The 25,936-nt window shown below is 38.9% G+C and carries 25 protein-coding genes and 5 pseudogenes; 24 read left to right on the top strand and 6 right to left on the bottom strand.

The genetic code is table 11. From position 1 onward, the window contains the following. The first annotated feature begins 37 nt into the window (after window positions 1-37). From JCM21531_RS24970 to JCM21531_RS01050, 9 genes and pseudogenes are all read left to right on the top strand, one after another. Window positions 38-441 (top strand): annotated as a pseudogene (locus JCM21531_RS24970) (GNAT family N-acetyltransferase). A gap of 213 nt (window positions 442-654) precedes the next feature. After that, on the top strand, window positions 655-1,674 hold the full coding sequence (locus JCM21531_RS01075; RefSeq protein WP_038286766.1) for an NAD-dependent epimerase: 1,020 nt from the start codon (window positions 655-657) through the stop codon (window positions 1,672-1,674). A 229-nt stretch (window positions 1,675-1,903) separates the two neighbouring features. Further along, entirely contained in the window at window positions 1,904-3,604 is a 1,701-nt protein-coding gene (locus JCM21531_RS01070; RefSeq protein WP_038286763.1) for a hypothetical protein, read from the top strand. After that, window positions 3,601-3,840, top strand: coding sequence for a hypothetical protein (locus JCM21531_RS19895; RefSeq protein ID WP_243467011.1), 240 nt, complete (start codon window positions 3,601-3,603; stop codon window positions 3,838-3,840). The genes JCM21531_RS01070 and JCM21531_RS19895 overlap by 4 nt, the downstream gene beginning before the upstream one ends. Next, window positions 3,816-4,502, top strand: a complete 687-nt coding sequence (locus JCM21531_RS19890; RefSeq protein WP_243467010.1) for a radical SAM protein — start codon at window positions 3,816-3,818, stop codon at window positions 4,500-4,502. Before JCM21531_RS19895 ends, JCM21531_RS19890 begins: the two co-directional genes overlap by 25 nt. Continuing rightward, window positions 4,463-4,936, top strand: coding sequence for an SPASM domain-containing protein (locus tag JCM21531_RS19885; RefSeq protein WP_243467009.1), 474 nt, complete (start codon window positions 4,463-4,465; stop codon window positions 4,934-4,936). The genes JCM21531_RS19890 and JCM21531_RS19885 overlap by 40 nt, the downstream gene beginning before the upstream one ends. Then, a complete protein-coding gene (locus tag JCM21531_RS01060) occupies window positions 4,933-5,937 on the top strand; it encodes a hypothetical protein (RefSeq protein WP_038286761.1) in 1,005 nt (334 codons plus the stop codon). Before JCM21531_RS19885 ends, JCM21531_RS01060 begins: the two co-directional genes overlap by 4 nt. 22 nt (window positions 5,938-5,959) lie before the next feature. Continuing rightward, window positions 5,960-6,522: pseudogene (locus JCM21531_RS01055) on the top strand (GNAT family N-acetyltransferase). Between the two features lie 464 nt (window positions 6,523-6,986). After that, window positions 6,987-9,515, top strand: a pseudogene (locus JCM21531_RS01050) (AMP-binding protein). A gap of 85 nt (window positions 9,516-9,600) precedes the next feature. Here JCM21531_RS01050 and JCM21531_RS01045 read toward each other — a convergent pair. Continuing rightward, entirely contained in the window at window positions 9,601-10,161 is a 561-nt protein-coding gene (locus tag JCM21531_RS01045) for a hypothetical protein (protein ID WP_038286759.1), read from the bottom strand. A 238-nt stretch (window positions 10,162-10,399) separates the two neighbouring features. Here JCM21531_RS01045 and JCM21531_RS01040 point away from each other — a divergent pair, with 238 nt between their 5' ends. The 6 genes and pseudogenes from JCM21531_RS01040 (at window position 10,400) to JCM21531_RS01025 (ending at window position 13,792) form a co-directional block, all read left to right on the top strand. Then, a complete protein-coding gene (locus JCM21531_RS01040) occupies window positions 10,400-10,630 on the top strand; it encodes a glutaredoxin family protein (RefSeq protein WP_038286757.1) in 231 nt (76 codons plus the stop codon). Between the two features lie 439 nt (window positions 10,631-11,069). Continuing rightward, a pseudogene (locus JCM21531_RS24195) lies at window positions 11,070-11,841 on the top strand (aldo/keto reductase); the annotation flags it as partial. Continuing rightward, entirely contained in the window at window positions 11,827-12,192 is a 366-nt protein-coding gene (locus tag JCM21531_RS24190; protein ID WP_369347551.1) for a 4Fe-4S dicluster domain-containing protein, read from the top strand. The pseudogene JCM21531_RS24195 and the gene JCM21531_RS24190, both read left to right, overlap by 15 nt. A gap of 76 nt (window positions 12,193-12,268) precedes the next feature. Beyond that, complete coding sequence (locus tag JCM21531_RS01030; protein WP_094184702.1) at window positions 12,269-12,595, top strand: stalk domain-containing protein; 327 nt, start codon at window positions 12,269-12,271, stop codon at window positions 12,593-12,595. Then, complete coding sequence (locus JCM21531_RS23410; RefSeq protein ID WP_054846953.1) at window positions 12,577-12,855, top strand: extracellular solute-binding protein; 279 nt, start codon at window positions 12,577-12,579, stop codon at window positions 12,853-12,855. Before JCM21531_RS01030 ends, JCM21531_RS23410 begins: the two co-directional genes overlap by 19 nt. After that, the gene (locus JCM21531_RS01025) at window positions 12,836-13,792 is read left to right on the top strand and encodes an extracellular solute-binding protein (RefSeq protein WP_131464346.1); all 957 of its coding nucleotides are present in this window, start codon (window positions 12,836-12,838) and stop codon (window positions 13,790-13,792) included. The genes JCM21531_RS23410 and JCM21531_RS01025 overlap by 20 nt, the downstream gene beginning before the upstream one ends. A gap of 16 nt (window positions 13,793-13,808) precedes the next feature. Here JCM21531_RS01025 and JCM21531_RS01020 read toward each other — a convergent pair whose 3' ends face one another. Continuing rightward, window positions 13,809-14,498, bottom strand: coding sequence for a response regulator transcription factor (locus JCM21531_RS01020; RefSeq protein WP_038286755.1), 690 nt, complete (start codon window positions 14,496-14,498; stop codon window positions 13,809-13,811). A 407-nt stretch (window positions 14,499-14,905) separates the two neighbouring features. On the opposite strand from JCM21531_RS01020, the gene JCM21531_RS19870 reads away from it, so the two are divergent. From JCM21531_RS19870 to JCM21531_RS01005, 7 genes and pseudogenes are all read left to right on the top strand, one after another. Further along, complete coding sequence (locus JCM21531_RS19870) at window positions 14,906-15,991, top strand: lamin tail domain-containing protein (protein WP_243467005.1); 1,086 nt, start codon at window positions 14,906-14,908, stop codon at window positions 15,989-15,991. Between the two features lie 29 nt (window positions 15,992-16,020). Then, window positions 16,021-16,602: an FN3 associated domain-containing protein gene (locus tag JCM21531_RS19865; RefSeq protein WP_243467035.1), complete on the top strand. Its 582-nt coding sequence runs from the start codon at window positions 16,021-16,023 to the stop codon at window positions 16,600-16,602. Between the two features lie 20 nt (window positions 16,603-16,622). Further along, entirely contained in the window at window positions 16,623-16,910 is a 288-nt protein-coding gene (locus tag JCM21531_RS23405) for a CotH kinase family protein (protein ID WP_279378950.1), read from the top strand. Further along, window positions 16,892-17,800, top strand: coding sequence for a CotH kinase family protein (locus JCM21531_RS23400; RefSeq protein ID WP_369347550.1), 909 nt, complete (start codon window positions 16,892-16,894; stop codon window positions 17,798-17,800). The genes JCM21531_RS23405 and JCM21531_RS23400 overlap by 19 nt, the downstream gene beginning before the upstream one ends. Next, entirely contained in the window at window positions 17,790-18,065 is a 276-nt protein-coding gene (locus JCM21531_RS19850; RefSeq protein WP_243467004.1) for a dockerin type I repeat-containing protein, read from the top strand. Before JCM21531_RS23400 ends, JCM21531_RS19850 begins: the two co-directional genes overlap by 11 nt. 40 nt (window positions 18,066-18,105) lie before the next feature. Continuing rightward, window positions 18,106-18,888, top strand: a complete 783-nt coding sequence (locus JCM21531_RS01010; protein WP_094184701.1) for a polyphosphate polymerase domain-containing protein — start codon at window positions 18,106-18,108, stop codon at window positions 18,886-18,888. Continuing rightward, window positions 18,852-19,525: pseudogene (locus JCM21531_RS01005) on the top strand (DUF4956 domain-containing protein). The gene JCM21531_RS01010 and the pseudogene JCM21531_RS01005 overlap by 37 nt, the downstream one beginning before the upstream one ends. Before the next feature lie 76 nt (window positions 19,526-19,601). Here the strand turns inward: JCM21531_RS01005 and JCM21531_RS19845 are convergent. Both JCM21531_RS19845 and JCM21531_RS19840 read right to left on the bottom strand, forming a co-directional pair. Continuing rightward, on the bottom strand, window positions 19,602-20,183 hold the full coding sequence (locus JCM21531_RS19845) for a DUF2156 domain-containing protein (RefSeq protein WP_243467033.1): 582 nt from the start codon (window positions 20,181-20,183) through the stop codon (window positions 19,602-19,604). Continuing rightward, window positions 20,150-20,464, bottom strand: coding sequence for a phosphatidylglycerol lysyltransferase domain-containing protein (locus tag JCM21531_RS19840; RefSeq protein ID WP_243467003.1), 315 nt, complete (start codon window positions 20,462-20,464; stop codon window positions 20,150-20,152). The genes JCM21531_RS19845 and JCM21531_RS19840 overlap by 34 nt, the downstream gene beginning before the upstream one ends. 345 nt (window positions 20,465-20,809) lie before the next feature. Between JCM21531_RS19840 and JCM21531_RS00995 the strand changes: the two genes are divergently transcribed. Together JCM21531_RS00995 and JCM21531_RS00990 are read left to right on the top strand one after the other, a co-directional pair. After that, the gene (locus JCM21531_RS00995; protein ID WP_038286752.1) at window positions 20,810-21,067 is read left to right on the top strand and encodes a hypothetical protein; all 258 of its coding nucleotides are present in this window, start codon (window positions 20,810-20,812) and stop codon (window positions 21,065-21,067) included. A gap of 1,226 nt (window positions 21,068-22,293) precedes the next feature. Continuing rightward, entirely contained in the window at window positions 22,294-23,094 is an 801-nt protein-coding gene (locus JCM21531_RS00990; RefSeq protein WP_243467002.1) for a stalk domain-containing protein, read from the top strand. Window positions 23,095-23,201: 107 nt separating this feature from the next. On the opposite strand, the gene JCM21531_RS00985 is transcribed toward JCM21531_RS00990, so the two are convergent. Both JCM21531_RS00985 and JCM21531_RS00980 read right to left on the bottom strand, forming a co-directional pair. Beyond that, window positions 23,202-25,319, bottom strand: a complete 2,118-nt coding sequence (locus tag JCM21531_RS00985) for a heavy metal translocating P-type ATPase (protein ID WP_038286751.1) — start codon at window positions 25,317-25,319, stop codon at window positions 23,202-23,204. Between the two features lie 23 nt (window positions 25,320-25,342). Beyond that, window positions 25,343-25,702 carry an ArsR/SmtB family transcription factor gene (locus JCM21531_RS00980; protein ID WP_038286748.1) on the bottom strand — a complete coding sequence of 120 codons (360 nt, stop codon included), beginning with the start codon at window positions 25,700-25,702 and terminating at the stop codon, window positions 25,343-25,345. Between the last annotated feature and the right edge of the window lie 234 nt (window positions 25,703-25,936).

Raw genomic sequence — 25,936 nt, 5'->3', positions numbered from 1 at the left:
AGAATCCAAGGATTGACTTCGAGGTAGTTTTATGAGAATATCCATAGACTATGCTGAATTTGCAGATATAGAGTATCTACTGAAAAATGACAAATATATAAGTGAAGAAATGCTTGAAAAAAAGATTAAAGATAAAGAGATAATTGCAATTCGTGTTGATGAAGTATAGTAGGATGGCTGAGATACAATTATTTTTGGGACAACACACCATTTATGAACATGTTGTATTTTGATGAAAACCACAGACAAAAAGGCTTGGGCTCAAAAGCTGTTTCGTTTTGGGAAAAGGCTATGAAGGAAAAGGGATATACAAGGGTTATGACATCATCATTGTCAAATGAACAGGCACAGTTTTTTTATAGAAAACTGGGTTATAAGGATGCCGGATGTTTATTGCTTGAAAATGAAGCTCTTGAAATACTGTTTATTAAAAATATTTAATGATGACAATAATAGGATAACAATAATTCTTAGGCGGCACAGGCCAAGACTCAAGAATACTGATCCATACATGATTTGCGAGAGTATGGACTAGATAATCGGTAACCGATAATAAACCCTTTGCATATTAATATTATGTAACTAAGACGCAGAAAAGCACCAAGCATGTCTTAACTGCATAATATGAACTTTCTATGTAAAGGGGATAGACTAATGGAAGGAGTAATATTAGTCACCGGAGCAGCAGGCTTTATCGGTTTTCATTTAGTACAGCGTTTGCTGAAAGATGGTTGTGATGTCGTAGGTATAGATAATTTAAACGAATATTATGATATTCAATTGAAAAAAGACCGTCTAAAATTGTTAAATGAAAATAACAACTTTGCATTCCACAAAGTTGACATAAAAGAGAAAAAGGCAGTGGACCATATCTTTGAAACCTATAGGCCAACCTATGTTATCAATCTTGCGGCACAAGCAGGGGTGCGTTATTCTATTGAGAATCCCTATGCATATGTAGATTCAAATCTAGTCGGATTTGTAAATATTCTGGAGGCTTGCCGAAGGTATCCCGTGAAGCATCTTATCTATGCTTCGTCAAGTTCGGTATATGGCGGAAACAAGGTTTCGCCCTTTTCTACCGGCCATAATGTAGACCATCCTGTATCTCTCTATGCAGCTACCAAAAAAGCCAATGAATTGTTGGCTCATACCTACAGTCATCTTTTTGGCATACCTACAACGGGATTAAGATTTTTTACCGTCTACGGCCCTTGGGGAAGACCGGATATGGCGTATTTCTCATTTACAAAAGATATTTTAAGCGGTAAGCCAATTAAAGTATTCAACCATGGCAAGATGGAAAGAGACTTTACTTACATTGACGATATTGTAGACGGGATAGTCAAGTTGATTGATAAAATTCCGATGCCAAATAAAAACTGGGATGAAACTAAAGACGGCATAAGTACCAGTTTTGCACCATACAAAATCTATAATATTGGAAACAACAATCCTGTTCCTTTGATGAATTTCATCAATGCTTTAGAGTCGGTTCTCGGCAAAGTTGCGAAGAAAGTGTATTTGGATATGCAGCCTGGCGATGTGCTTAAAACCTATGCCGATATTTCCGATCTTGAAAGGGATATAAATTTCAAACCGTCCACAAGTATTGAAGAAGGACTTCGGAAGTTTGTAGATTGGTATAAGGAATATTACAAAGCTGAAGTTTAATATAATTTTACTATGTTGCACGTGCAATATGACAAGAACAGATTAATGCTAAAAAAAGTTGCCGTAAATCCAAACTTTAATAAGAAATTTTAAGAGACAAACAGCGCAAAATAAGTTAAAATTGATATTAGTAAAAAATTTTAATTTTTTAAAATACGTTTACAAGGGATAATAAAATCTGGGTAAAAAAATACGCATAGGATACTTATGCAGATAAAAAGGGGTTAATATGATAAGAAAAATTATAGTGTTTTTTTCAATTTTACTTGCTTTAATTATGCCGGCAAATGTCAGGGTGGATGCATCGAGTATTGCCAATCTTGGTTTTGTTGAAACCGATGTTATTTTGCAGCCTGACGGCAAAGCTATTGTTTCTTACACCGTCCGTTATAATCTGGTGCCGGGAAAGACCATGTTGGCATTTACCATATCGGGGTTTGACAAGCTTAGCCCTGTATTTGATACGGAAAATGCATGGGTTATAACAGATGACAATACCTCTTATCCTATCGATATAGTTAATCTTGGCAATGGCGATTATGACATTATAAATTCAGGCAATAAGAGGTTGGGCGGAAAATATCTCACCTACAAATTCCGCTTTGCTGCAGACATGGCTGGGGCCGGATATTTGGCAAAGACCACTGCCGAAGACGGACGAAGACTAGTGGTGTTTGATTGGGCTCCTACCCAATGGGATGAGGCAATGGAGCATTATACCGTTACAATAAATTATCCTTTGATTTTTCCGAATGAATCCGGCACAAGGGAAGAAGTTGAAAGTTTTCTTCTTGAGCATGACTTTGCCACGGAGCAGTGGATGAATGAGAAGTACCTTATTGATTACAGAGTTCAGGTGCTGGATGGAACTCCAAGGGTACAGGTTTTGCTTCACAAGGAGAATTTGTGGCCTAAAGAAAAGTTTGAAATAAAGCAGTATATTACAGAGGATATTTTCGATATAAATACTAATGTATATACTCCAAAAGATGAGTTTGAAGAAGAACTGGATAACTGGTATGAAGAAGATTTGGACAGGTATCCGGAGCGTATGGACAATGGAGCTGAGGGCAGAATAGTTCTATTGGTAATTCTAATCGGCCTTTTTGCAGGAATTTACATGGTGATGGGGAAGAAGTACCGCTCTGTGGTCCAAGCACAGAATACTTTATCTCAGATTCAATGGGCAAGGTATGATTGGGAGCCTCCAAAGCTTGAAATAGCTTCGTTTAGAAAGGACGGGACTATTGCGACAGGGTTAAATGCCATTGAGATAGCATTAGTAATAGGAGTTCCTTACAACCAGATTCTTTCAATTATCCTCTCCAAACTTGTGGACCAAGGATTTCTTGAGGAAATTTCGTTAGAACCTTTAAGGGTGCGCCGCATTGAACATGAGGACCCGTCATCGGTCCTGAATGAATATGAATTAATGATGTATGAAGCTGCGAGGGATGGGGAGATTGACGAAAAGGAAATAGAGGGTATATTGCAAAAATTGGTGGATAATGTGCAGCAAAAAACATGGGACTGCGATATGGAAGCTACCCGCAAGTACTATAGTGATATGATGTCCGAAATTTCAAAGAGCCAAAATATAGATCCGGAGCAGGAAGAAGATAATCTATATACTGAGGATGACTATATTCAAACCTGGCCTTACTGGTATTATTACCACAGCGGTATAGCATATAACAGACACAGGAATTACTATAATAGATATGAACGGTCGGTACCGGTCAATCCGGACAATTTGTCGTTTGACTCAGTTTTGGACTCAAACACAGGTGCTTTTGCGTGTCATTCGGCATGCCACTCGGCATGTCATGATGCCTGCCATTCGGCATGCCACTCGGCATGTCATTCTGCGTGCCACTCAGCCTGCCATTCAGCATGTCACTCGGCTTGTGTAAGCGGGGGTGCAAGATGACGAAAAACGAGAAAAAATTGTCCTGGGTTGATGAGTTTCTAGCCCGAATAAAGCCGTATGTATATATCCGGCTTAAAGATAATGTGTTGATTCGTATGCCCAATGAGGCATTTAAGCTAAATACCACCGGAGCACGGATTATTGACCACATTTTAAAGGGTGGTTCGGTGTATGATTTTGTTAAGGTTCGTCCGATGCAAAAGAAACCGAAATGCAGTTGGAGCGTTTCTTTGTAGATTTTTTGCGGGTATGGAATAATGAAGTCTGTGAAAATTACAGGACAGCTGCTGTGCACAGGGTTGAATTCAGCAAAGGATATATCGAGCTTCCCGTTTTGTCGGAGGTTGCCCTCACATATGCCTGCAATATAAAATGCCGTTTTTGTTATGCCGGCTGTACCGGGGTAAAAAAGAGCAGGGAGCTTGACAAGGAAGGGTTTCAAAAGGTTCTTGACATTATCCGGTATGAGGCGGAGGTGCCCAGTGTGTCCTTTACGGGAGGGGAGCCGCTTCTTAATAAAAACCTTCCGGAACTTATTAAATATGCCTCAAAAGTTAACGGAATGAGGGTTAATCTTATAACAAACGGTACGCTGATAACTCCTAAAAAAGCCAAGGAACTTGCAAAGGCCGGTCTTTCGTCGGCACAGGTCAGCATTGAGTCTCCGAATGCATCGGAACATGATTCCATTACGGGGATACCGGGTTCCCATGAGGCTTCGGTATCGGGATTTAAAGCCTTAAAGATGCGGGGATTTTGGTTCATCCTCATTTTACCATTTGCAAGCAAAACCAGAAATCGGCCGTGGAATATCCGGAGTTTTGTAAAGAAATCGGCTCGGACAGGTTTTCGGCTAATTTGGTTATACCTGCAGGCAGAGGCGATGACGATGAATTAACGGTTCGTTATAGTGATATCGGCGAAATGGTAGAGGAGATACGAAAAAAAGCTTCAATGGCCGGTGTTAAATTTATGTGGTATTCTCCCACCCCTTTATGCTTGTTTAATCCTATTCCTGCGGGTCTTGGCAATAAAGGATGCAGTGCCTGTGAAGGATTGCTTTCTGTTGATCCTGAAGGCAATATACTGCCATGTTCAAGCTGGGCAGAACCCATGGGAAATTTGCTGAAAGAAGGCTTTGAGGATGTATGGTCTAAAAAACGGTCTAAATGGATAAGAGACAAGCAAGAAGCACCTGAAGAATGCAAGGGTTGCAAGCACTTTGATGTATGCCAGGGAGCCTGTCCATTATATTTCAATATACATGGATATGAAGAGCTCCATAGTGTTTGGAAATCTTACGGCCTATGTAAAGAAAGGAGTACAGTATGAGTAACTGGATTCATATACCGGGTTTTCCGTCTCCTGAAAAACAGGATAATTTAAGGTTTTATGTATTAAAGAATTTGCCTTATTCCACCAGGATAGTTATATATTTACTGCTAATAGCCTTTGGCTTTTTCATTCAATTTATTACAATGAATGCCTGGTTAGGAGCTGTTTTTTTAATTTGTGCGACGATTTTGAGCCTGGTTCGGGGGATTGACAGTCATAAGAAGCTTACGGGCTTTAAAAACGATAAAAATTGGACGACGGTTGATATGGAGCGCATCAATGAAATTAGAAAACTTGATGATTCAATATCAAAGTGGGATAAAGATGCTTTTGATATAACCAATGGATTGGGAATCTTTGCATTTATGTTTTGCATTCTCAGTTTGCTTATAATCTCAAAAAATATGATGTCTAATCCGGGATATTATAAGGTGGGAAAGATTTTGATGACCGATACGATTGTTCTTTTGGTGCCCATATGGTTTAACGGAACACGAGAGGTTTTCAAACAAAAGAAACTAAGGATAAAAGCTGATATTATTCAAAGGATGGAAGAGTACTTCGGGGCTATTAAGAAAGAAGGAGAACATTTTAAGCCTGCTTTGCTGCTTGCTCGGAACAGTAGAGGAAAATGCATACCAAAAGATGCGCGTTTTAATATTTCTTTTGACGGTATGCCGGCAGATTTCTATGGTGTTCAGGCGCAGATAAATATAAATGTTGTGGAGGGAGCAAATTATCCTTATTTTTATTGTGTTATACCTGCAAAAACAGGATTTGGACTTCGTGAGTTTGTAAATAAAATTCCCCAAAGTAAAAATGTTATTTTGGAGCGTGTTATTGTAGAATTTCAGCAAGACGAAGAAGCTGAGGTAATCGTTATTCGCCAGCATACGACAAAGACATCGGGATATCATACAAAGATAAACAATTGCAAAAATATACTTAATATTGCTCTCAACGGTGCAAGGATTATACTTGAAGCGAAAGGAAATTGATTGTAAGGAGTGACTTAAAATAATGAGCGAGACATCCCATATTCGTCTATATAATCCTTCATTGGAAACGGAACGGCTTATCCTAAGAAAGCTTAGGATTTCCGATGACAGGGATATATTTGAATATGCAAAGGTGCCTGAAGTGTCCAGATACGTGACGTGGGAGCCGCATAAGTCTATTGAAGATGCCAGAGCATTTATTAATTGGAACCTTGAACGTTATAACAAGGGAGAGATTGGCGAGTGGGCTATTGAGCTTAAGGAAACCGGAAGAGTAATCGGAAGTATTGGTTTTGTAGAACTTGACAAGGTAAATTTTTGCGGAACGGTCGGATATGCCTTGTCAAAGGAATATTGGGGGAAGGGGATTATGACCGAAGCAGTGAAACGTATAATCCGTTTTGCCTTTGAAGAAATGGGGCTAAACAGGTTGAAGCGGTTCATATTCCTGAAAATGAAGCCTCGGGAAGGGTAATGCAAAAAGCGGGAATGTTGTATGAAGGTTTATTACGTCAAAGAATGTTTGCAAAGGGTAGATTTTGGGACTTGAAGCAGTATGCCATTTTGAAAAATGATGTTCTTTAATCTCGACATAATTATTCTTGACATTGTATATTTAATTTGATAATATAACATCAAAAATGGGAAAATGCGTTGATGAGGAAAAAGCGCTGTGGGGACGTGTTTTAGAGAGCTGTTGGTTGCTGAAAAACAGTACACGAGGCAGATTGCGAGCTCGCCTTTGAGCATTTAGCTGAAAGCCGTAAAAGTTTTTTGATCTGTCGGCGATTAGGTGTGAACGGGTTTCTCGCCGTTACAACGGGAAGGCATTGATTTAGTTTCTTGGAATGAAACGAAAGAGGTAAAAGCGATGGGGGCGATATCCCGAGCTTTTATAGAAACGCCGGATTCTATTTCGATGCCGCAGAGTGGGTATTTTTATACCAAGAAGAGTGGTACCACGGAGTGATGTAGCTTTCGTCTCTGACATGTATGTTATGAGGTGAAGGCTTTTTTAGTTTTAATACTGGGATTATAGGAGGAATGTTATGAAAATTGCGTTTTCAACACTTGGTTGTCCGGACTTTAGCTGGACGGACATATATTCCATGGCTAAGGATTTTGGTTTTGACGGTATCGAAATCCGTGGACTTGGAAATGAGATTTTTGCGGTAAAAGCGCAGCCCTTTACCGAATCGGAGCTTCCTCAGACTGCAAAAAAGCTTTCCGAGCTTCGCCTTGAAATTCCGTGCTTTTCTTCAGGGTGCTGTTTGAAGTTTGCTGAGAATGCGACAAAATCATGAGGAGATTTTACAGTATATTACACTTGCTTCCAAGCTTGGAACACCTTTTGTTCGTGTTCTTGGCGATCTTGAGCCGGAGCCTAAAGGAGATGTGGATGACAATGTTGTCATTGAGGCACTGAAAAAACTTGCACCTATAGCGGAAGAAAAGGGTGTAACTCTTCTTGTGGAAACCAACGGCGTCTATTCCGATACCAAACGCCTGTGTGCGCTTCTTGAAAATGTGGCAAGTGACGCAGTAGCAGCTTTGTGGGATGTGCACCATCCGTATAGATTTGCCGGTGAGACTCCCGGAAAGACGGTGCAGAATCTTGGAGCATACATTAAATATGTACATATTAAAGACTCTGTTGTTGAAAACGGAAAAACCAGTTACCGCATGTTGGGCGAGGGAGATTTGCCGATTGATGACATAATGATGGCGCTTCGTTCAATCAACTATGAAGGATATGTTTCTCTTGAATGGGTTAAGAGATGGGCTGCGGATCTTGATGATGCCGGAGTTGTTTTCCCGAATTTTGCAAACTATATGAACCGTTATACCAAAAAAAGCGAAGTAAAAGGACGCCTGTTTGATAATGCAAGGAAGACCGGAAAATATATTTGGGAGAAGGATAAAATGATTGATTTGACATTCTCTCAAGTATTGGACCGTGTTGTTGAAGAGTTTCCCGATCAGTATGCATTCAAATATACCACAACGGATTATACAAGAACTTATGCTCAGTTTAGGGATGATGTAGATACTTTTGCAAGGTCCTTATAGCGCTGGGAGTGAAGCCGGGTGACCATGTTGCCGTCTGGGCTACCAACGTTCCCCAATGGTTTATTACATTCTGGGCAACAACAAAGATTGGTGCGGTACTTGTTACTGTAAACACTGCTTACAAAATTTATGAGCTTGAATATTTGCTTCGCCAGTCGGATACCCACACACTGGTTATGACTGACGGTTTTAAGGATTCGGACTATATCGGCATTATCAAAGAGCTTTGTCCCGAGCTTGAAACAGCAGAGGCCGGTAAACCTCTGCATATAAAGAGACTTCCTTTCCTGCGCAATATTATTACAATAGACTCAAAGCAGAAGGGCTGCTTATCGTGGGATGAGGCAGTTGCTTTAGCGGAAAAGGTGCCCATTGAGGAAGTTTATCGTCGTGCGCTTGCAGTCAACAGGCATGATGTCTGCAATATGCAGTATACTTCAGGAACCACAGGTTTTCCGAAGGGTGTTATGCTTACCCACTACAATGTTATTAACAACGGAAAATGCATTGGAGACTGCATGGATCTGTCCACTGCCGACCGCATGCTGATTCAAGTGCCGATGTTCCACTGCTTCGGAATGGTGCTTTCAATGATAGCTTCGGTGACACACGGAGCTACAATGTGCCCGATACCGTATTTTTCACCGAAAGTGTCTTTGGACTGCATTAACCGCGAGAAGATTACTGTCTGCAACGGTGTTCCGACGATGTTTATTGCAATGATGGAACACGAAGACTTTAGTAAGACTGATTTCTCACATATGAGAACCGGTATTATGGCGGGAAGTCCGTGCCCTATAAAGGTTATGCAGGATGTAGTGGACAAAATGAATATGAAGGAGATAACCATCGTGTACGGCCAGACCGAGGCTTCACCGGGCTGTACCCAGAGCCGTGTGGATGATCCAATTGAAGTACGTGTGAATACTGTCGGACGTCCGCTTCCGGGTATTGAATGTAAGATTGTAGACCCGCAAACCGGTGAGGAATTGCCGGACAATACCGATGGAGAATTTGTTGCCCGCGGATATAATATTATGAGAGGTTATTACAAGATGCCTGAAGCAACGGCAGCGGCCATTGACAAGGATGGATGGCTCCATACCGGTGATATGGCAAGACGTGACGAAAACGGCAACTACAAAATAACCGGCCGTATCAAGGACATGATAATTCGCGGCGGTGAGAATATATATCCGAAGGAAATTGAAGACTTTATTTACACCCATCCGAAAGTAATGGATGTTCAGGTTATAGGAGTTCCCGACAAACAGTACGGTGAAGAGATTATGGCCTGTGTAATCCTTAAAGAGGGCGAGACAATGACTGCGGAAGAGCTTCAGGATTATGTTCGCTCTCATATGGCAAAGCACAAGACTCCGCGCTACGTTGAGTTTGTTACGGAATTCCCTATGAATGCGGCAGGAAAAATATTAAAGTACAAAATGCGTGAGCAAGCGATTGAAAAACTGTCCCTGCAAGAAGCAAATTCGATTGTTACAGCTTAATAAGTCAAATTAACTTTTTAATGTCTCGGTCAGGCTCCATTTGGGTTTTATGTATTGGAGTCTGACCGAGTGTTTTTTTGAAGAATTATTTCACCAGCTCCTGTTTTCCTGTTATGGAGCTTTTTTCATCTGCTTTAAATGTCGATTGCGCTTCTTCGTTTGTAAAGTATACGTTTCCTTCAACCTTGGTATCTATTAGTTGGAAATTTTTTGCCGAGACGTAGAGGTCGCCTTTAAAGGTTCCGTGTTGAATGCTGGCATTGGGACTATTGATGGTTAACTTGGGAATAGTTAAAGTATATCTTGCGGTGATGTTGCGGTTTTCATCCTGTTCATAAAGGCCTATTTTGCGCTGTATAATTTCCTGACCGTTTTCATCCTTCTTGCCGTTTGTGTATACACCGTCCAATACAAGCTCTTTGTCAAAAGTCAAATCCTTTGTCAAGGCTATAAGCCATGTACCGCTGTCGCTGATAGCTTTCTCGAAAGATGCTTCATCCCCTACAATAGAGGCTGTGCTGACCGAATCCGGTTCGGATGTCTGAGTGGGCTTGGGCTGTTGTGTTACTGGGCCCTGCTGCGGTGTACATCCTGCAAGAAGTAAAACAAAAAGCAGAGTTGTCGATAAGACTACTTTTACTTTCAATGCAATTTCCTCCTTTATTAGTAAATATAGTTTCTTATTTCTGATGTATTATACCCATAATAATGAAAAATATTTGAAAATTTTTGATATAATATTTATAGTATCAGCAAATAATAAATAGATTAATAAAAGGGGTGTTGCGGTATTAAGTCTTTTAATAAAAAAGTGGGTGTTTTAAAAGGAGTTATTGTGGAATAATTAAATAGTAGTCTTAGCAAATAATTAGGAGGGCGATAATATGGACGTAATTGTATATACTACACCTACATGTCCATGGTGTACAAGAGTAAAGGAATATCTGGATCAAAAGGGTGTTGAGTATAGGGAAATTAATGTGGCATCCGACAGAAATGCTGCGATGGAAATGATTCAAAAATCCGGTCAGCGTGGTGTACCTGTTGTGGATATTAACGGAAACATTGTTGTGGGATTTGATCAAGGAAGAATCGACAGTTTGATAGGAAACTGATAAAACGCCAATAAAAAAGGCTGAACTGTCCAAAGACAGACGGCCTTTTATCTTGATGCCGTTTCACTTTTGTGAAGTCCGGCCAAAAAAAGGGAGGGAGCTTAACGCTCGCAAAATTTGTTGTTTTCGCAAAGGATGTGTACATTTTTATCTGAGGGACTTAATGTACAACCTTGATCTTAAACAACAATGCTTATAAGTATGCTTCATGTTATAAAGTTCGTATTGAATTGATTTTTTCTGACCGAATTAATAAAAATTTAACATAAAAGTTTGCGATAAAATTAAATGTTGCTAAAAGGCTGGAAAGTCAGTGTAGACAATGTAGACGAGTAAAATTTCTTTTGTTAAAATGTAAGAAGGTAATTTTTTAGAGCTAATATATTTAAATTTATAGCTATTCTATATATTTATGATATTACAGATTGGAGGAAAATAAATGCAGTATCGTGAATTGGGTAAAACCGGTGTAAAAATATCCGCTCTCGGGTTTGGGGCAATGAGGCTTCCGGAGATTAATGCGAACGGAAAAACAGAGTTTGATGTAGAAAAGAGCATTGCAATGATTCACAGGGCATTTGAACTCGGGGTAAATTACATAGATACAGCTCCCGGATACTGCAACGGCGAAAGCGAAATTATTGTAGGCAAGGCTTTAAAGCTGGAGAGACAAGGTTTATTTATCTACCAAGAATCCAATTGAGAACGCGTCGGGAGCCGATTGGCGTAAAAGGCTGGAAAATTCGTTAAAAAAGCTGGATACAGACTATATTGATTTTTATCATATGTGGGGAATCAGTCTGGAAACCTATGAAAACAGCATAAACGTGAAGGGTGGACCTTTGGAAGCAGCGCAAAAGGCCAAAGAAGAGGGACTTATCCGGCATATATCCTTTTCATTTCACGACAAACCTGAAAACTTAATTAAACTTGTGGATACCGGCAGCTTTGAAACGGTGTTGTGTCAGTATAACCTTCTTGACAGAAAAAACGAAAAGGCGATAGAGCACGCAAAGAGCAAGGGTCTGGGAGTAATAATCATGGGCCCGGTAGGAGGAGGAAAACTCGGGGAACCTTCGGAAACAATTAAAAAACTGCTTCCGCAAAAGACGGTAAGCTGTGCGGAAATAGCCTTGAGGTTTGTACTTGCCAATCCCAATGTTGGCTGTGCACTGTCGGGTATGAGTACAATTGAAATGGTTGAGGAGAATGCGCGTATAGCATCAAACGATACTCCTCTTACAAAGGAAGAGCTCGAGATGATAAATGCATCAATGGAGGAAAACAAACGGATGGAAGATCTATATTGCACCGGCTGCAATTATTGCATGCCATGTCCTGCCGATGTTAATATTCCTCTTAACTTTCAGTTGATGAATTATCACAGGGTGTATAAAATTACCGATTATGCAAGAGGTCAATACAGCCAAATAGGCAAGGTTGAGTGGTACAAGGGTAAACCTGCCCACGAGTGTATTGAATGTGGTGTGTGTGAGACAAAATGTCCTCAGAAACTTGAGATAAGAAAGCAACTAAAAGAAACGGCAAGGGTCTTGGGTTAACCAAAACACATAAATACATAATAGGGGAAGAGTAAAACTGAAAATATTTGAGAAAGCGAAATATTTTATTGCCGGGATGGTTACAACAGCTATAATAGCTACTTCTATGACGGCTTATACTGCGTCAATGAGAAAAACGATAACTGTTGATTATAAGGATATTAAAATCAATGTTGACGGAAAAAGGATTGAGCCGAAGGACGGAAACGGCAAAAGTGTAGAACCGTTTATTTATGAAGGGACAACCTATCTTCCGGTGAGGGCAGTAAGTGAAGCACTCGGCAAGCAAGTTTTATGGGATGGAAAAACATACACTATAGATATTTTATCAACTCCGATCGAAGAAAAAGATGAAAAAAAGATAAAAATCTGGCTGTTTGGATTATGCCGAATTCTTCATTAATTGAGGATGATTTTATTGAGGTTGTTTCGCCTTTTCTTAAGGGAAATCCTGATGTAGGCTTGGATATTACAGTAGTGGATTGGACTGCTGCATCGAATAAAGTGGCTTTTGCGGCGGCGATTGGGGAAGCACCTGACATAGCCCAGGTTGACACTTCCTGGGTGGCAGAGTTATCCGGTGATGGTGCGTTCGTAGATCTTTCAAAAGAAATAAATAAAGATAAGTTTCTTCCCCCAAACATTGAGTTCAACCGTAATTGACGGAAGTGAAGAAATGACTGCAGTGCCATGGCTTGCAGATACGAGAGCGTTATTTTACAGAATAGATGCATGCCGGAAAGCAGGAGTGGATCCTGAAAAAGATTTTGCAACTTGGGATTCTTTTAAAAATGCATTAAAAAAGCTGAATAATATTGAAATAAACGGTAAGAAGTTAGCTGCATTGGGAATGCCGGGGAAAAATGATTGGAATGTTCATCACAATTATGCACCGTGGATTTATGGAGCAGGGGAAGACTTTTTAAATTCAGATTTTACAAAATCCACTTTAAGCAGTAATGAAACCTTCAGCGGAATTAAGTTTTATTCGGAACTGGCAGTTGAAGGGCTGATGGATAGACAATCACTGGCAATGAATACTGCGGATATTGAGGCAAAATTTATCAAAGGCGATTATGCAACTACAATTTCAGGTTCATGGTTTGCCACTGTATTGGAAATCAAAAAGGATAATGGAGTCAATTTCATAGAAAATGTTGGAGTTACAATGCTTCCGGAAGGACCAAAAGGGCGGTATGCGTATCTTGGGGGAAGCTCTCTTGTGGTTTTCAAAAGTTCGCAAAATCAAAATAAAGCAATTAAGCTTATAGAATACTTGACAACTGAAGAGGCACAAATAGAATATTGTAAAAAGACAGAACTTCTGCCTGTGGTTAAGTCAGCATACGATCACCCGTGGATAAAAGGAAACAGAATGAGAAAGGTATTTGCTGAGCAAATGAATTATGCAAAAGGTTATCCGGCAATGCCTGCGTGGCATACGGCAGAAACCTATATTGTTAAGGCATTGAGTAAAGTTTGGGATAATGTTACGGAAGGTGAAGTGAAATACAGTCCGGAAAGAACCATAAAAATACTGGAAAAAGCTGATAGGGATATAGATAAAACTTTACGATATTATTTATTTCAACGCGATTAGCGAAAACTCAACAGACTTAAGTTGCGGTATTTTCCGTATACTTTAGTTCATAGCCTGCGCCGCGAATGGTATCTATTGTCACCTTGGAATTGATATTATAAAGCTTCTTCCTTAAAAAGGATATGTAGACTTCAACGTGGTTGGCGTTTGCTTTGGAATCAAATCCCCACAGCTTTTCGATGATTGTTTCTTTAGGAGAAATCATGCCTTTTCTAAGGATTAAAAACTCAAGGAGCTCATATTCGCGGCGTGTCAGGTTTATCTCAGATGACTGTGTCGATAGCATAAAGTTGGAAGTGTTTAGCTCAATGTCGCCAAAAGATAATATGTTGTTCATGACAATACCGCCTTTGCGTCTGCCCAAAGCGCGAATTCTTGCCATTAGGACTTCCGGTGAAAAAGGTTTTGCCAGATAATCATCAGCACCGCTGTCGAGGCCAATTACAATGTCGGATGGTGTGTTTTTGTCGGATATTAGTATAACAGGAGTTGGCAGATTTCTTTTTCTGAGAGTTTTAAGCAAAGTGATGCCGTCCATCTTAGGAAGCTTTGTATCCAGCACAATGATGTCATAAATACCTGTAAGAGCAAAATCCAACCCGTCTTCTCCATTGTAAACACATGTAACTATATAATTACTTTTCTTAAATAATTGAGATATGTTTTCAGCAAGTCGGACATTATCTTCGATTATCAGAATTCTCATGTTAATGCCTCCTTCTTATTCTATTTTAACACGGATTGTCCTAAAAAGGACACTGCATAATTTAAGTTTATAGCTTGGAATTTAGAATAGATGCGAATAAAAAACAATTTAATTTGAAGGCTTTTTAAGGTTGATTTAAGCTTTGCAATATAAAATGTTAATAGGTAAACTATATTTTGCACGAAAAATTCGACTCAAATATGTTTAATTATATGAATTTATACCTACTTTAATATATTTATTTATGCGAATATATATTTATATAAAGTACTGCGAAGTTCTATTTCCGTCAAAATTATGTCGATAGTATATGTTCCGGCATTTTTTATTGAATATACAGGCTAAAACAGAGATTATTATTGTTTTATAAACATAATAATACAAAATTTTATAAAGGGGAGAAAAGGATGAAAAAAGTTGTATCAAGTACTGTCGTTATTGCCATGCTTTTGGCAATAGTGATACCTGCATACTATTTTGGGGCCTTTGCCGAGGAGACCCAGACCCTTTTTATTAATGAGGTCATGTCGTCAAATGAGTCGACAATTCGGGATGGGGACGTTACAGATCCTAAACATGGAAGTAAAGGCGGAGCATACTCGGACTGGATCGAAATTTACAACTCCGGTTCTACGGATGTGGATTTGACAGGCTACATACTGGAGGATTCATCTGCGGAATGGACCTTTCCTCAAGGGATTGTACCCGCAGGAGGATATTTGTTGGTTTGGGCATCTGACAAGAATATGGTAGCTCAAGACGGTCAATTGCATACAAACTTTAAATTGAGTGCGTCAGGTGAGACCGTAACGTTAAAAAAGCCCGATGGAACTGTTGTTGATTCAGTTGCAGTTATCGGCCTTGGGGATGACCAGAGTTATGGAAGAATAAGAGATGGGGCACCTGAGTTTGTTGTTTTTTCAAAAGCAACACCTGGAGCTGCAAACGTTTATGATGCACCCGGGACAACTACTCTCTTTATCAACGAGGTTATGGCTTCAAATGCATCTACAATAAGGGATGGAGACGTGGATGATCCTAAAGATGGAAGTAAGGGCGGAGCATACTCGGACTGGATCGAGATTTATAATTCCGGTTCTGTGGATGTGGATTTGACAGGATACATACTGGCGGATTCATCGGCAGAATGGACATTCCCTCAGGGGGTTGTACCTGCAGGAGGATACTTGCTGGTTTGGGCTTCTGACAAGAATAAGGTTGCAGCGGATGGGCAATTACATACTAATTTTAAAATAAGTTCGTCCGGAGAAGCATTGACCCTGAAGGATCCTGACGGTAATGTTATTGATATGTTGGTTACTATAAATCTTTTGGATGACGAATCCTACGGAAGAAAATCCGATGGTTCGTCTGAACTGGCGTTGTTAAGACCTACACCCGGAGCTGCAAACATTTATGATCCAAGACTTATACCTGTTTCGGAACCAGCTTTTTCCCATAAGGGGGATTTTATACCGATGCGTTTAATCTAAAGCTTACTACAAACGAGTCGGGAGTTAAGATTTATTATACCACGGATTGTTCGGATCCTGTCCCGGGGGAAGAGGGAACTTTTGAATACACTTCCGGAATAAATATAAAAAGCAGGGCAGGAGAACCCAATATACTTTCTATGATTCGGGATATATCCAATGACCAGTGGAACAAATGGAAAGCACCAAAAGGGGAAGTTTTCAAGTGCACTACCGTTAAGGCTGTTGCGGTAAGAAATGACGGGGCACGGAGCAAAATAGTTACCCACTCGTATTTCGTAGATCCGGAGATGAATACGAGATATACCCTGCCTGTAATTTCTCTTGTGACTGAATATGAGAATTTGTTTGATAATTCTATCGGACTTTATGTAAATGAAAACTACGAGCAAAGAGGTGCAGAGTGGGAAAGACCGGTCCATGTCGAGTTCTTTGAAACCAGCGGAAAGCTTGGATTTTCTTTAGATGCAGGATTTAGGATACATGGAGGATGGACAAGAAAGTATCCTCAGAAGTCTTTCCGTTTGTATGCTGACCACAATAATGATATTGGTGAAATCAAATATGAGATTTTCCCGGGACTTAGAGGAACGGAACCGGCAAGAAAATAAAAATCTTTGAGCGCTTGATTTTGAGGAATGCAGGAAACGACTGGACAGGTGCTCTTTTCAGAGATGAAATGATGCAAAGTCTTGTTTCCCATCTAAAACTAGATACGCAGGCTTATAGACCGTGTGTTGTATTCTTGAATGGAGAGTATTGGGGAATATATCATATTCGTGAACGTTTTGACGATAAATACCTGAAAGAACATTACGACCTTGATGACGACAAAGTTGCAATACTTGATGTTTATGAGACACCAGAGGTTCAGGAAGGTGATTCTACGGATGTTTTGGCATATACAACGATGTTATAAATTATTTAAAAACTCATTCCATAACGGAAAAGAGCACTTATGATTATATTAAAACCAAAATTGACATAGAGAACTATATCGATTATTATGTTGCTCAAATATTCTTCGGAAATACAGACTGGCCGGGAAATAATGTGGCTATATGGAGGTATAAGACGGATGACGGCGAATATCATCCTGAAGCTCCTTACGGTCAGGACGGAAGATGGAGATGGATGCTGAAAGATACTGATTTCGGTTTTGGGTTGTACGGTAAGAGTGTATCGCACAACACCCTTGCTTTTGCAGCCGGTGATACATATGAAGGTTATGCAAATGAGGAGTGGGCGGTATTCCTTTTCAAGACTCTTCTTAAGAATGAAGAGTTTAGAAATGAGTTTATAAACCGTTTTGCAGACCAATTGAATACTTCTTTTGTACCGTCAAGAGTTGTTCCAATTATTGATGATGTGGCTTCAATATTACAACCCGAAATGCAGGAGCATACTGACCGTTGGCCGTTTATAAAATTAACTTCTACCAACCCTATGGAAACAACCTGGAGTCAAGAAGTGACTTGGATTAGAAATTATACCAATAGCCGTCCTACATATGTAAGACAGCACATATTGAGTAAGTTCCGAAATAATGGTGTGACAGGGACTGCTTATGTCAGTTTGAATACCGATTCAACTCAGGGACATATAAAGATTAACTCTATTGATATTGTGCCGGATACTCCGGCAGTCACAAACCCTGATTCTTGGAACGGTTTATACTTTAAGGGAGTGCCTGTTACGGTAAAAGCTATTCCAAAAGAAGGCTATGTGTTTGACCACTGGGAGGGAATACCCGGAGGACTTCAGTCGTCGGATACTGTGACATTTACTTTCGGGAGATGTGAACATTAAAGCTGTATTCAAACCCGAAGAAGAAATTCCATTGCCAACACCTACTCCTGAGATTTTATATGGTGATTATAATGGGGATGGAACGGTTAATTCCACAGATTTGATGGCATGTAGAAGATATTTGCTTCATGTTTTGGGACCGGAGCAGATAAATGTGATAGCTGGGGATCTTGACGGCAACGGAAAGATTAACTCAACTGACTATACATATCTCAAGAGATATTTATTAAGGGCTATAGTCAAGTTTCCGGTGCAAATGAAATAATAATATTTTTTATATGTGACGCATATACACAATTGGGGGGATAAGGAAATTGGCAATTGAGGTATTTAACAGGTATGAGAAAAAGTATTTGATGGACAACGAAACGTATGAGAAGGTTCAAAACGCACTCAGTGAATACATGGAGCTTGATGAATATAACAAAGTAAATAATACTTACTACACAATATGCAATATCTACTATGATACTCAAGACAACCAATTGATAAGACATTCGGTTTCAAAACCTAAATATAAAGAAAAGTTGAGGCTTCGTGCCTATGGAGTGCCTTCTTTGGATGCTAAGGTTTATTTGGAAATTAAGAAGAAGGTAAACGGGCTTGTAAACAAGAGAAGAACCAAGCTGACATTGAAAGAGGCGTATGAATTTGCCAGAACAGGTATTAAGCCTAAATACCAGAGTTATATGAATAAACAGGTTTTGAATGAAATCGAATATCTTTTGAAAATGTATGTCCTTGAGCCAAAGCTTTATCTGGCGTATGACAGAATAGCGTATTTTGGGATAAACAACAGGGACCTGAGAATAACCTTTGATACCAATATAAGATCCCGAAGGACTGATTTGAGAGTTGAACTGGGAGACCATGGCGAACCGTTGCTGGACGAAGGTATTTGGCTAATGGAGGTCAAAGCGGAGAAGAGCATTCCTGTCTGGCTTTCAAGGATGTTGAGCGAGAATAAGCTCTTTAAGACCAGCTTTTCAAAATATGGCACTGAGTACAAAAAGATGATTTTGAATAATATTACAAAGGAGGATGACAGCGATTGCTCGATGGAATATATAATGTCGCGACTGGCATAAATCTATCCTTTGGGAGCACGATACTGACAATAATTGTTTCGTTTGTTTTGGGTATAATTATAAGCTTGGTGTATATAAAGACCTATGAAAAAGGGCAGTATTCTCAAAACTTTGCTTTGACTCTGGTTATGTTGCCAAGTATTATTGCCATAATTATTCTGCTGGTGGGAAGCAATATTGCAAGGGCTTTTAGTCTGGTAGGTGCTTTTTCGATTATTCGTTTTAGAAGTGAGGCGGGTTCTCCCAAAGAAATTGCGTATGTGTTTTTTGCAATGGCAGCAGGATTGGCCTGTGGCGTTGGATTTTTTGGTTATGCGGTACTGTTTACTTGGTGCTTTGTATGTTCTTGATTGTTCTTGGTAAAGTAGGTTTTGGTGTAAAAAAATCGCCGTATAAACTGCTGAAGGTTACAATTCCGGAGGACCTTGATTATCAAAGAGAGTTTGAAGAGGTTTTTAACCAATACGCATTGAGCTACGAGCTGCAAAAAGTTAAGACAACGGATTTGGGGTCTCTTTACGAGCTTGTGTATCTTGTGTCTCTTTATTACGATGCCGACGAAAAAGAATTTATAGATGCGCTTCGCTGCCGTAACGGCAATTTGAATATTGTGCTGGGAATGAATGTTGAAAGATAGTTGAAACAAGTCAGGGGAGCAGTTTCTCCTGACTTGTCCCATTTTTATATGTTTACTAGATATTTCTTTTCAAGCTTTATGGTTGATAAGCCAATTTGGCTCTGCGCAGCCCTTCTATGCCTAAGTCCTCCTGGAGATTAATAAATTCAACATCGCTAAAGCATGTCTCTACCAATGACTTGTTTAAGAATGGGTAAATGCCGGAAAAACTGTAATTTCCTTTTTCAAAGTGGATGGTTGCCATCTTGCCGTTTAATCTCTCGCCTAGTGCAAATCCTGCTATTTCGTTGTCTGCATAAACGGCAATACCTCTTATATTAAAGAGTTCGATATTGCCTAGAATATCAATAATGGCTTTTTGCTCATTTTTTAGCTGCTCACTGTTTATGGCCTTGTAATCATACCATTTGAGGGACAAATCAATACAATCCTTTATAACTTCAGAATTTTTTATCTCTTCAATTCTGTAATCATATTTTTTTACGAATTGATTATACTGATTCTTTTTCCTGTGGTATTTGCTACCGGACAATGCAATCAAATCCCTGGTGTTGAAAATATAATCAAAGTTATTTTTATCCTCATAGGAAATTACCAGGTCTCCGAAGTTTTCATGGAGTTCATTTAAAAAAGCTGTTTCGACGTCGCGTACAGGTATTTGAAATCCGGATTGTCTTTTTTTATAGCATTAAGTTTTGAAGTAATGCCGGCTATTTTGGTTTTGTGGGCACCAATAGGCTGCATGAAATATGTGCCGTTGGTGCTGGTGTGCTTTTTAATAACTATTGCGTCATCAACTATTGCAAATTCTGTATTATACATTTTTCTCCATATATAAAGGGTTAAGAAGGAATATTCATAAGTGCTAAAGTTATAGTCTTTTAAATATTCACAAAAAAGTTCTCTGTCTTTTAATTCTAAAGGTTTGAAATCCAGCATTTGTCTCATCCTACTTTTGTTATTTCTTTGTTGTTTATTCTAAATCAATATACCTTAATAAATGTTATTATATATAATTCGCAACTTTTTGGCTACTATTTATTAGTTGCATTAAATAAGCAAAATTAATGATGCAGCGGTTTTATAATTATTATCTATAATTATTGCTTAATTTAGTCGGATAGACAATATTATTGAGTGAAACGGGTAAGAGTAAAACAAAGAAGGAAATTGCAGGTGAGAATGGTATAATTATAGTGGTATGACCGGTTTTAAGATTATTGAAATAAAAAATTATTTTCAATCTACAAGGTGGGATCTGAATGTTTTGCCCTAAATGTAAATGTGAGTATCGAGATGGATATAAGATATGCTCTGACTGGCAATGTTGATTTAGTGGTCAATTTGCCTTTAGAGGAGTCAAAGAATAAACAGCATGTGTTAAAAAACAAGTTACAGTTAAAGACAAAAACCAAATATTATTTTTCAATAGTATTTCGGGGTTTTTTAGGGGGATTTTTCCTTGCTATTGTTACTGCTATTGGTGCATCTCAAGGGCCACTTCCGCCGGAAATGAGGTCACAAATGTATGTAGTATATTAGCGTTATATGAGCTATATTTTACTCGTCCCGCATTTGGAGATGACTTAGCAGTTGCTGTATTATTAGCATAATTTGCGCTTCAGGTTGTTCTTGTGTTGTTATTAATTTTGTTGTTGGGTAAGCAGGTCAATAGATTAGTTGTTGTACAACCATTGCTAATGATGCTTTTTTCAGGTGTTATCATAATTGCCACGATAAACTTATTGCCTGATGAGTCCTTATTTAGTGCTTTTCTTTGCTTGATTACTTTGGCGACTATTTTTATTAATTATTTTAATCCAGTCTTACTATATATACTTAGCTATACTGCAAAGAGAAAACTTGTTTATAAAATATAATCAGCAATTATTGTTGTCAGACTTCCTTAACTGCAGGTCTTACTCACTTAACCATGTTCGTAGATGTATAATGTTCTATTATGGGCTTTAAATTGAGTTTAAACTTGATGATGGGGAAATAACAATGGAGTAAGGCTCCAAAAAGATGCTATGATCCCAAAATAGCGAGGTTCCTGCAGAAGTATACATATAAATGTGCAATTGACGACCCGCATAATTTGCTTAGGGGAAATATGTGGACAAAATTCCAACATAATACCAACTGATTGATTGACACGTAAAAAACAGAAGGCTCAAAATGATTCATGGTCAAAGTATGACGAGGGGGGTAAGCGGTGAAAAAAGTTTATCAGTTATAGAGGATGCAAACTATATTATATTTTTTATAACATATATTATATAGTTATCTCAATTTTAAAAATTACTTTATCTTTGCTGTCTTATTTACTCAATTTGCGCTTGAGGTTATTCTCGTATTGTTATTATTTTTCTCTCTAGATAGACATGTTAATAAAGCATTTGCTATAGTACCATTATTAATAGTGCTTTTTACAGTTGAAGCACATATCATTGTAGCAATTGATTTCTCTATGGATTTGAGCTTTTTGATTTTGATTGTAACTTACTTCATTAATTATTTTAATCCCGTTTTGCTGTACATACTTAACTATACTGCAAAAGGAAAACTTGTTTATAAAAGATAATCGGCAAACAACTGATTTCATTACTAATACAATTCGATGTCACTGAATGATGCAGATAAAAGAAATTAGATGCAAATTATATTGCTGAGATTATTTGGCAAAAATTTTAACTTTCAATATTGGCTGTTTTATGATAAAATGTTGCCGTCATATTTAATTACAATATTATTAAAGGTGGTGTGATATGAATAATGAAGGAAGGTGTAAAGCCGTATTAGTTGTGCTTATCGTACTTTTCGTAAGCTTTATCGGACGCCTTGAGGTAAGCGCACTTGCCAAGCAGATCTTTATAACTGTAAAGGTGAACGGCAACTATATTAAAATGGATACCTTACCTTATATTAAAGACGGCAGAACATTTGTATCAGTACGTTTTATCGCTGAAGCACTTGGAGCAAAAGTAGAATGGAATGACGAAAAGAAAAAAGTTGTAATAAATGATGACTACAATTATATTGAGCTGTTTGTCGGAAGCAAAGATTGTTATATTAACGCAGTAAAGCAAGTAATGGATACTTCTCCTGAAATATCAAACGGACGCACAATGGTGCCATTAAGATTCGTATCGGAAGTTCTCAACTGTTCGGTGGATTGGAATCAGACTACATATACCGTTTCAATAAACAAAGAAGGCATTAATGTGCCTGAAGAGTGTGTGTACAACAGAAACTACACTGATGAAGATTTAATGTGGCTCGCCAGAATAGTAACTGTTGAAGCAAGAGGAATGTCTCTTGAGGGTAAAGTTGCGGTTGCAAATGTCGTGTTAAACAGAGTAAAAAGTCCTTCGTTTCCCAATACAGTATATGATGTTATATTTCAAAAAGGTCAATTTCCTCCGGCGCACAAAAGCGGCTTTAAAGAATTGGTACCTCCGGAAGAATGTATTATTGCTGCAAAGATGGCTTTAGAGGGTGTCAACAACATTGGAACTTGTCTGTATTTTAATAACAGACGTTACATCAAGAAGCGGTTCATTCTATAAGAAAATAGAAGGCGAGTATTTTTACAACTAAAGCAAAGAATGTGAAGATGTGAAAAACAGGTACTAACATATGAGTACCTGTTTTTTAGCATCTTTATAATGATAAATTATATATTCTTTATTCTCATTACTCTCATGGCATTGAGTACTGCCAGCAGCGCAACTCCCACATCGGCAAAAACCGCTTCCCACATGGTGGCCATACCTCCTGCGCCGAGCATCAAGATCAGAGCTTTTACGGCAAAGGAGAAAATAATGTTTTGCCAAACAATGTTTCTTGTCCTTTTGGCGATTTTAATGGCACTGACCAGCTTTGAGGGTTCATCGGTCATCAATACCACGTCTGCGGCTTCAATTGCGGCATCTGAGCCCAAGCCTCCCATTGCAACACCGATATCGGACCGTGCCAGGACAGGGGCATCATTCAAACCGTCTCCAACAAACACCAGCTTGCCTCTGCGGGATTTACTGCCATCCAAAAGTTCAACCGTTTCTACTTTTTCGTGGGGCAACAGTTCGGCATGGACTTCATCGATTCCCAATTCGTTTGCAATCTTATGAGCAGTATTTTTATTATCTCCGGTGAGCATTACAAGCTTTCTTACGCCAATTTCCTTCAATTCTATTAAAGCTTTCTTTGAATCTGCCTTTATTTCATCCGAAATTACAATATTGCCTGCGTAGTTTCCGTCAACGGCTACATGAACTATAGTTCCCGAAGTGTCAGCATTGGTGTGGGGAATAGCTGCTTTTGCCATCAGTTTGGTGTTTCCTGCCAGTATCTCCTTGCCATGGGAAACAGCCTTTATTCCATGACCGGCTATTTCTTCATAGCTTTCCACTTTGTTTTTATCAATAGTTTTGCCAAAAGCATTTGTTATTGATAATGCAATAGGATGATTTGAAAAGCTTTCCGCATAGGCTGCGTACATTAGCAAATCCTCTTTAGTATAGCCTGACGATGGATTGACCTCGGTTACATTAAACACGCCTTTTGTTAGGGTGCCGGTCTTGTCGAACACTACAGTGTCAACGCTGTTTAATGCCTCAAGATAGTTGCTGCCTTTGATGAGGATGCCGTTTCTAGAAGCTCCTCCAATTCCACCGAAGAACCCGAGGGGGATGGATATCACCAGAGCACAAGGGCATGAGATTACGAGGAAAATAAGTGCTCTGTAAACCCAATCGAAAAATTCGGCACCGGGAATAACCAACGGAGGAATTACTGCCAAAGCTGCCGAGATAAAAACTACAGCAGGGGTATAATATCTTGCAAACTTTGTGATAAAGTTTTCGGTTGGAGCCTTTTTGCTGCCGGCGTTTTGTACCATGTCCAGTATTTTTGATACCGTTGATTCACCGAGCAATTTTGTGACTTCGATACTAATAAGGCTGGTTTGATTAACCGAACCGGAAAGGACAGGTTCACCGGGGTTAACTTCCCGAGGGACCGGTTCGCCGGTGAGTGCCGAAGTATCCAGCATTGTTTTTCCTTCAACAACCTTGCCGTCCAAAGGTATTCTTTCTCCGGGCTTTACAACTATTATATCTCCAACTTTGACATCCTCTACCGATACTTTTTCTATACCGTCATCGGTCTTGAGGTTGGCATAGTCGGGACGAATATCCATTAGAGCGGCGATGGATTTTCTGGAACGATTTACTGCCATATCCTGCAAGGTTTCACCAATTTGGTAAAAGAGCATAACAGCTACGCCTTCAGGGAATTCACCGATTAGGAATGCTCCAACTGTGGCTATGCACATCAGAAAGTTTTCATCGAATATTTTGCCTTTTGAAATATTGCGGATAGCTTTTAGTAATACCTCTCCTCCGATAATTATATAGCTTGCAAAAAACAAGCCGAATTCAACCCAGTAGTTTAAATTAAATGCTAATGCAAAGGCAAATAAAAGTATTCCGAGGCCGAGTTTTGCCAAGCCTTTTTTGTCGAAATCACCATCGGTATCCTTTTCCTTGCGTTTCTCCTGTTCTTCGATGACCTCAATATCTTCTTCAATACTTTTGGCAATCAAAGATGCTTGCTTTACGATGTCTGATGATTGGAGCATATCGTCCAGCTCCAAAGTCATTTTTTTTGATACGAAATTAATCGAAGCATCTTTTACACCTTCGATTTCTTTTACCTTCGTTTCTATTTTTAGTGCACAATGCGCGCAATTTAGACCTTCAAGTATTAACTCTTTCTTTACTGCCTGTTTCATTTTACCATCACTTCCTAAATTCATTATTCCGTTATATGCATATATCCTTGGTCAAAAATTTGCTTTATATGCTCATCGTCCAGAGAATAGTACACAACTTTGCCCTCTTTTCTGTACTTTACAAGTCTTGCCTGTTTTAACACCCTGAGCTGGTGGGAAACTGCCGACTGGGACATATTTATTAGTGCAGCAATATCGCACACACACATTTCAGAGGCAAACAATGCGTATAAAATTTTTATTCTGGTGGTATCTCCAAAAACTTTGAAAAGCTCTGCCAAGTCATAAAGGTGCTCTTCTTTGGGCATGTTTTTCTTTACCATGTTTACTACATCTTCGTGTATTACACTGCATTCGCAAGAATCACGTTTTTCGTTCAACATCAATTTTTCCTCCTAGTATAATTGGTAGCCTGAACATATGAATACATATTCATGTATCCTGATTTTATTATATTCCAACTAAATTATGGTGTCAATATTTTATATAGCAAAAAAATATTAATTAATCAAAAAAATTTATAAGAAAAAATCGATAATAAAAGAAAAACCTAACCCCCAAAAAATTAGAAATTTCGTTATTAAATTAAGAAAGAAGGGAGCAAATAAAAGAAGAAT

This window comes from Acetivibrio straminisolvens JCM 21531, from assembly GCF_000521465.1.
GTDB classification, from domain to species: Bacteria; Bacillota; Clostridia; order Acetivibrionales; family Acetivibrionaceae; genus Hungateiclostridium; species Hungateiclostridium straminisolvens.
The sequence above is the reverse complement of the archived record's forward strand: the minus strand, read 5'-3'. Positions and strand labels throughout refer to the sequence as shown.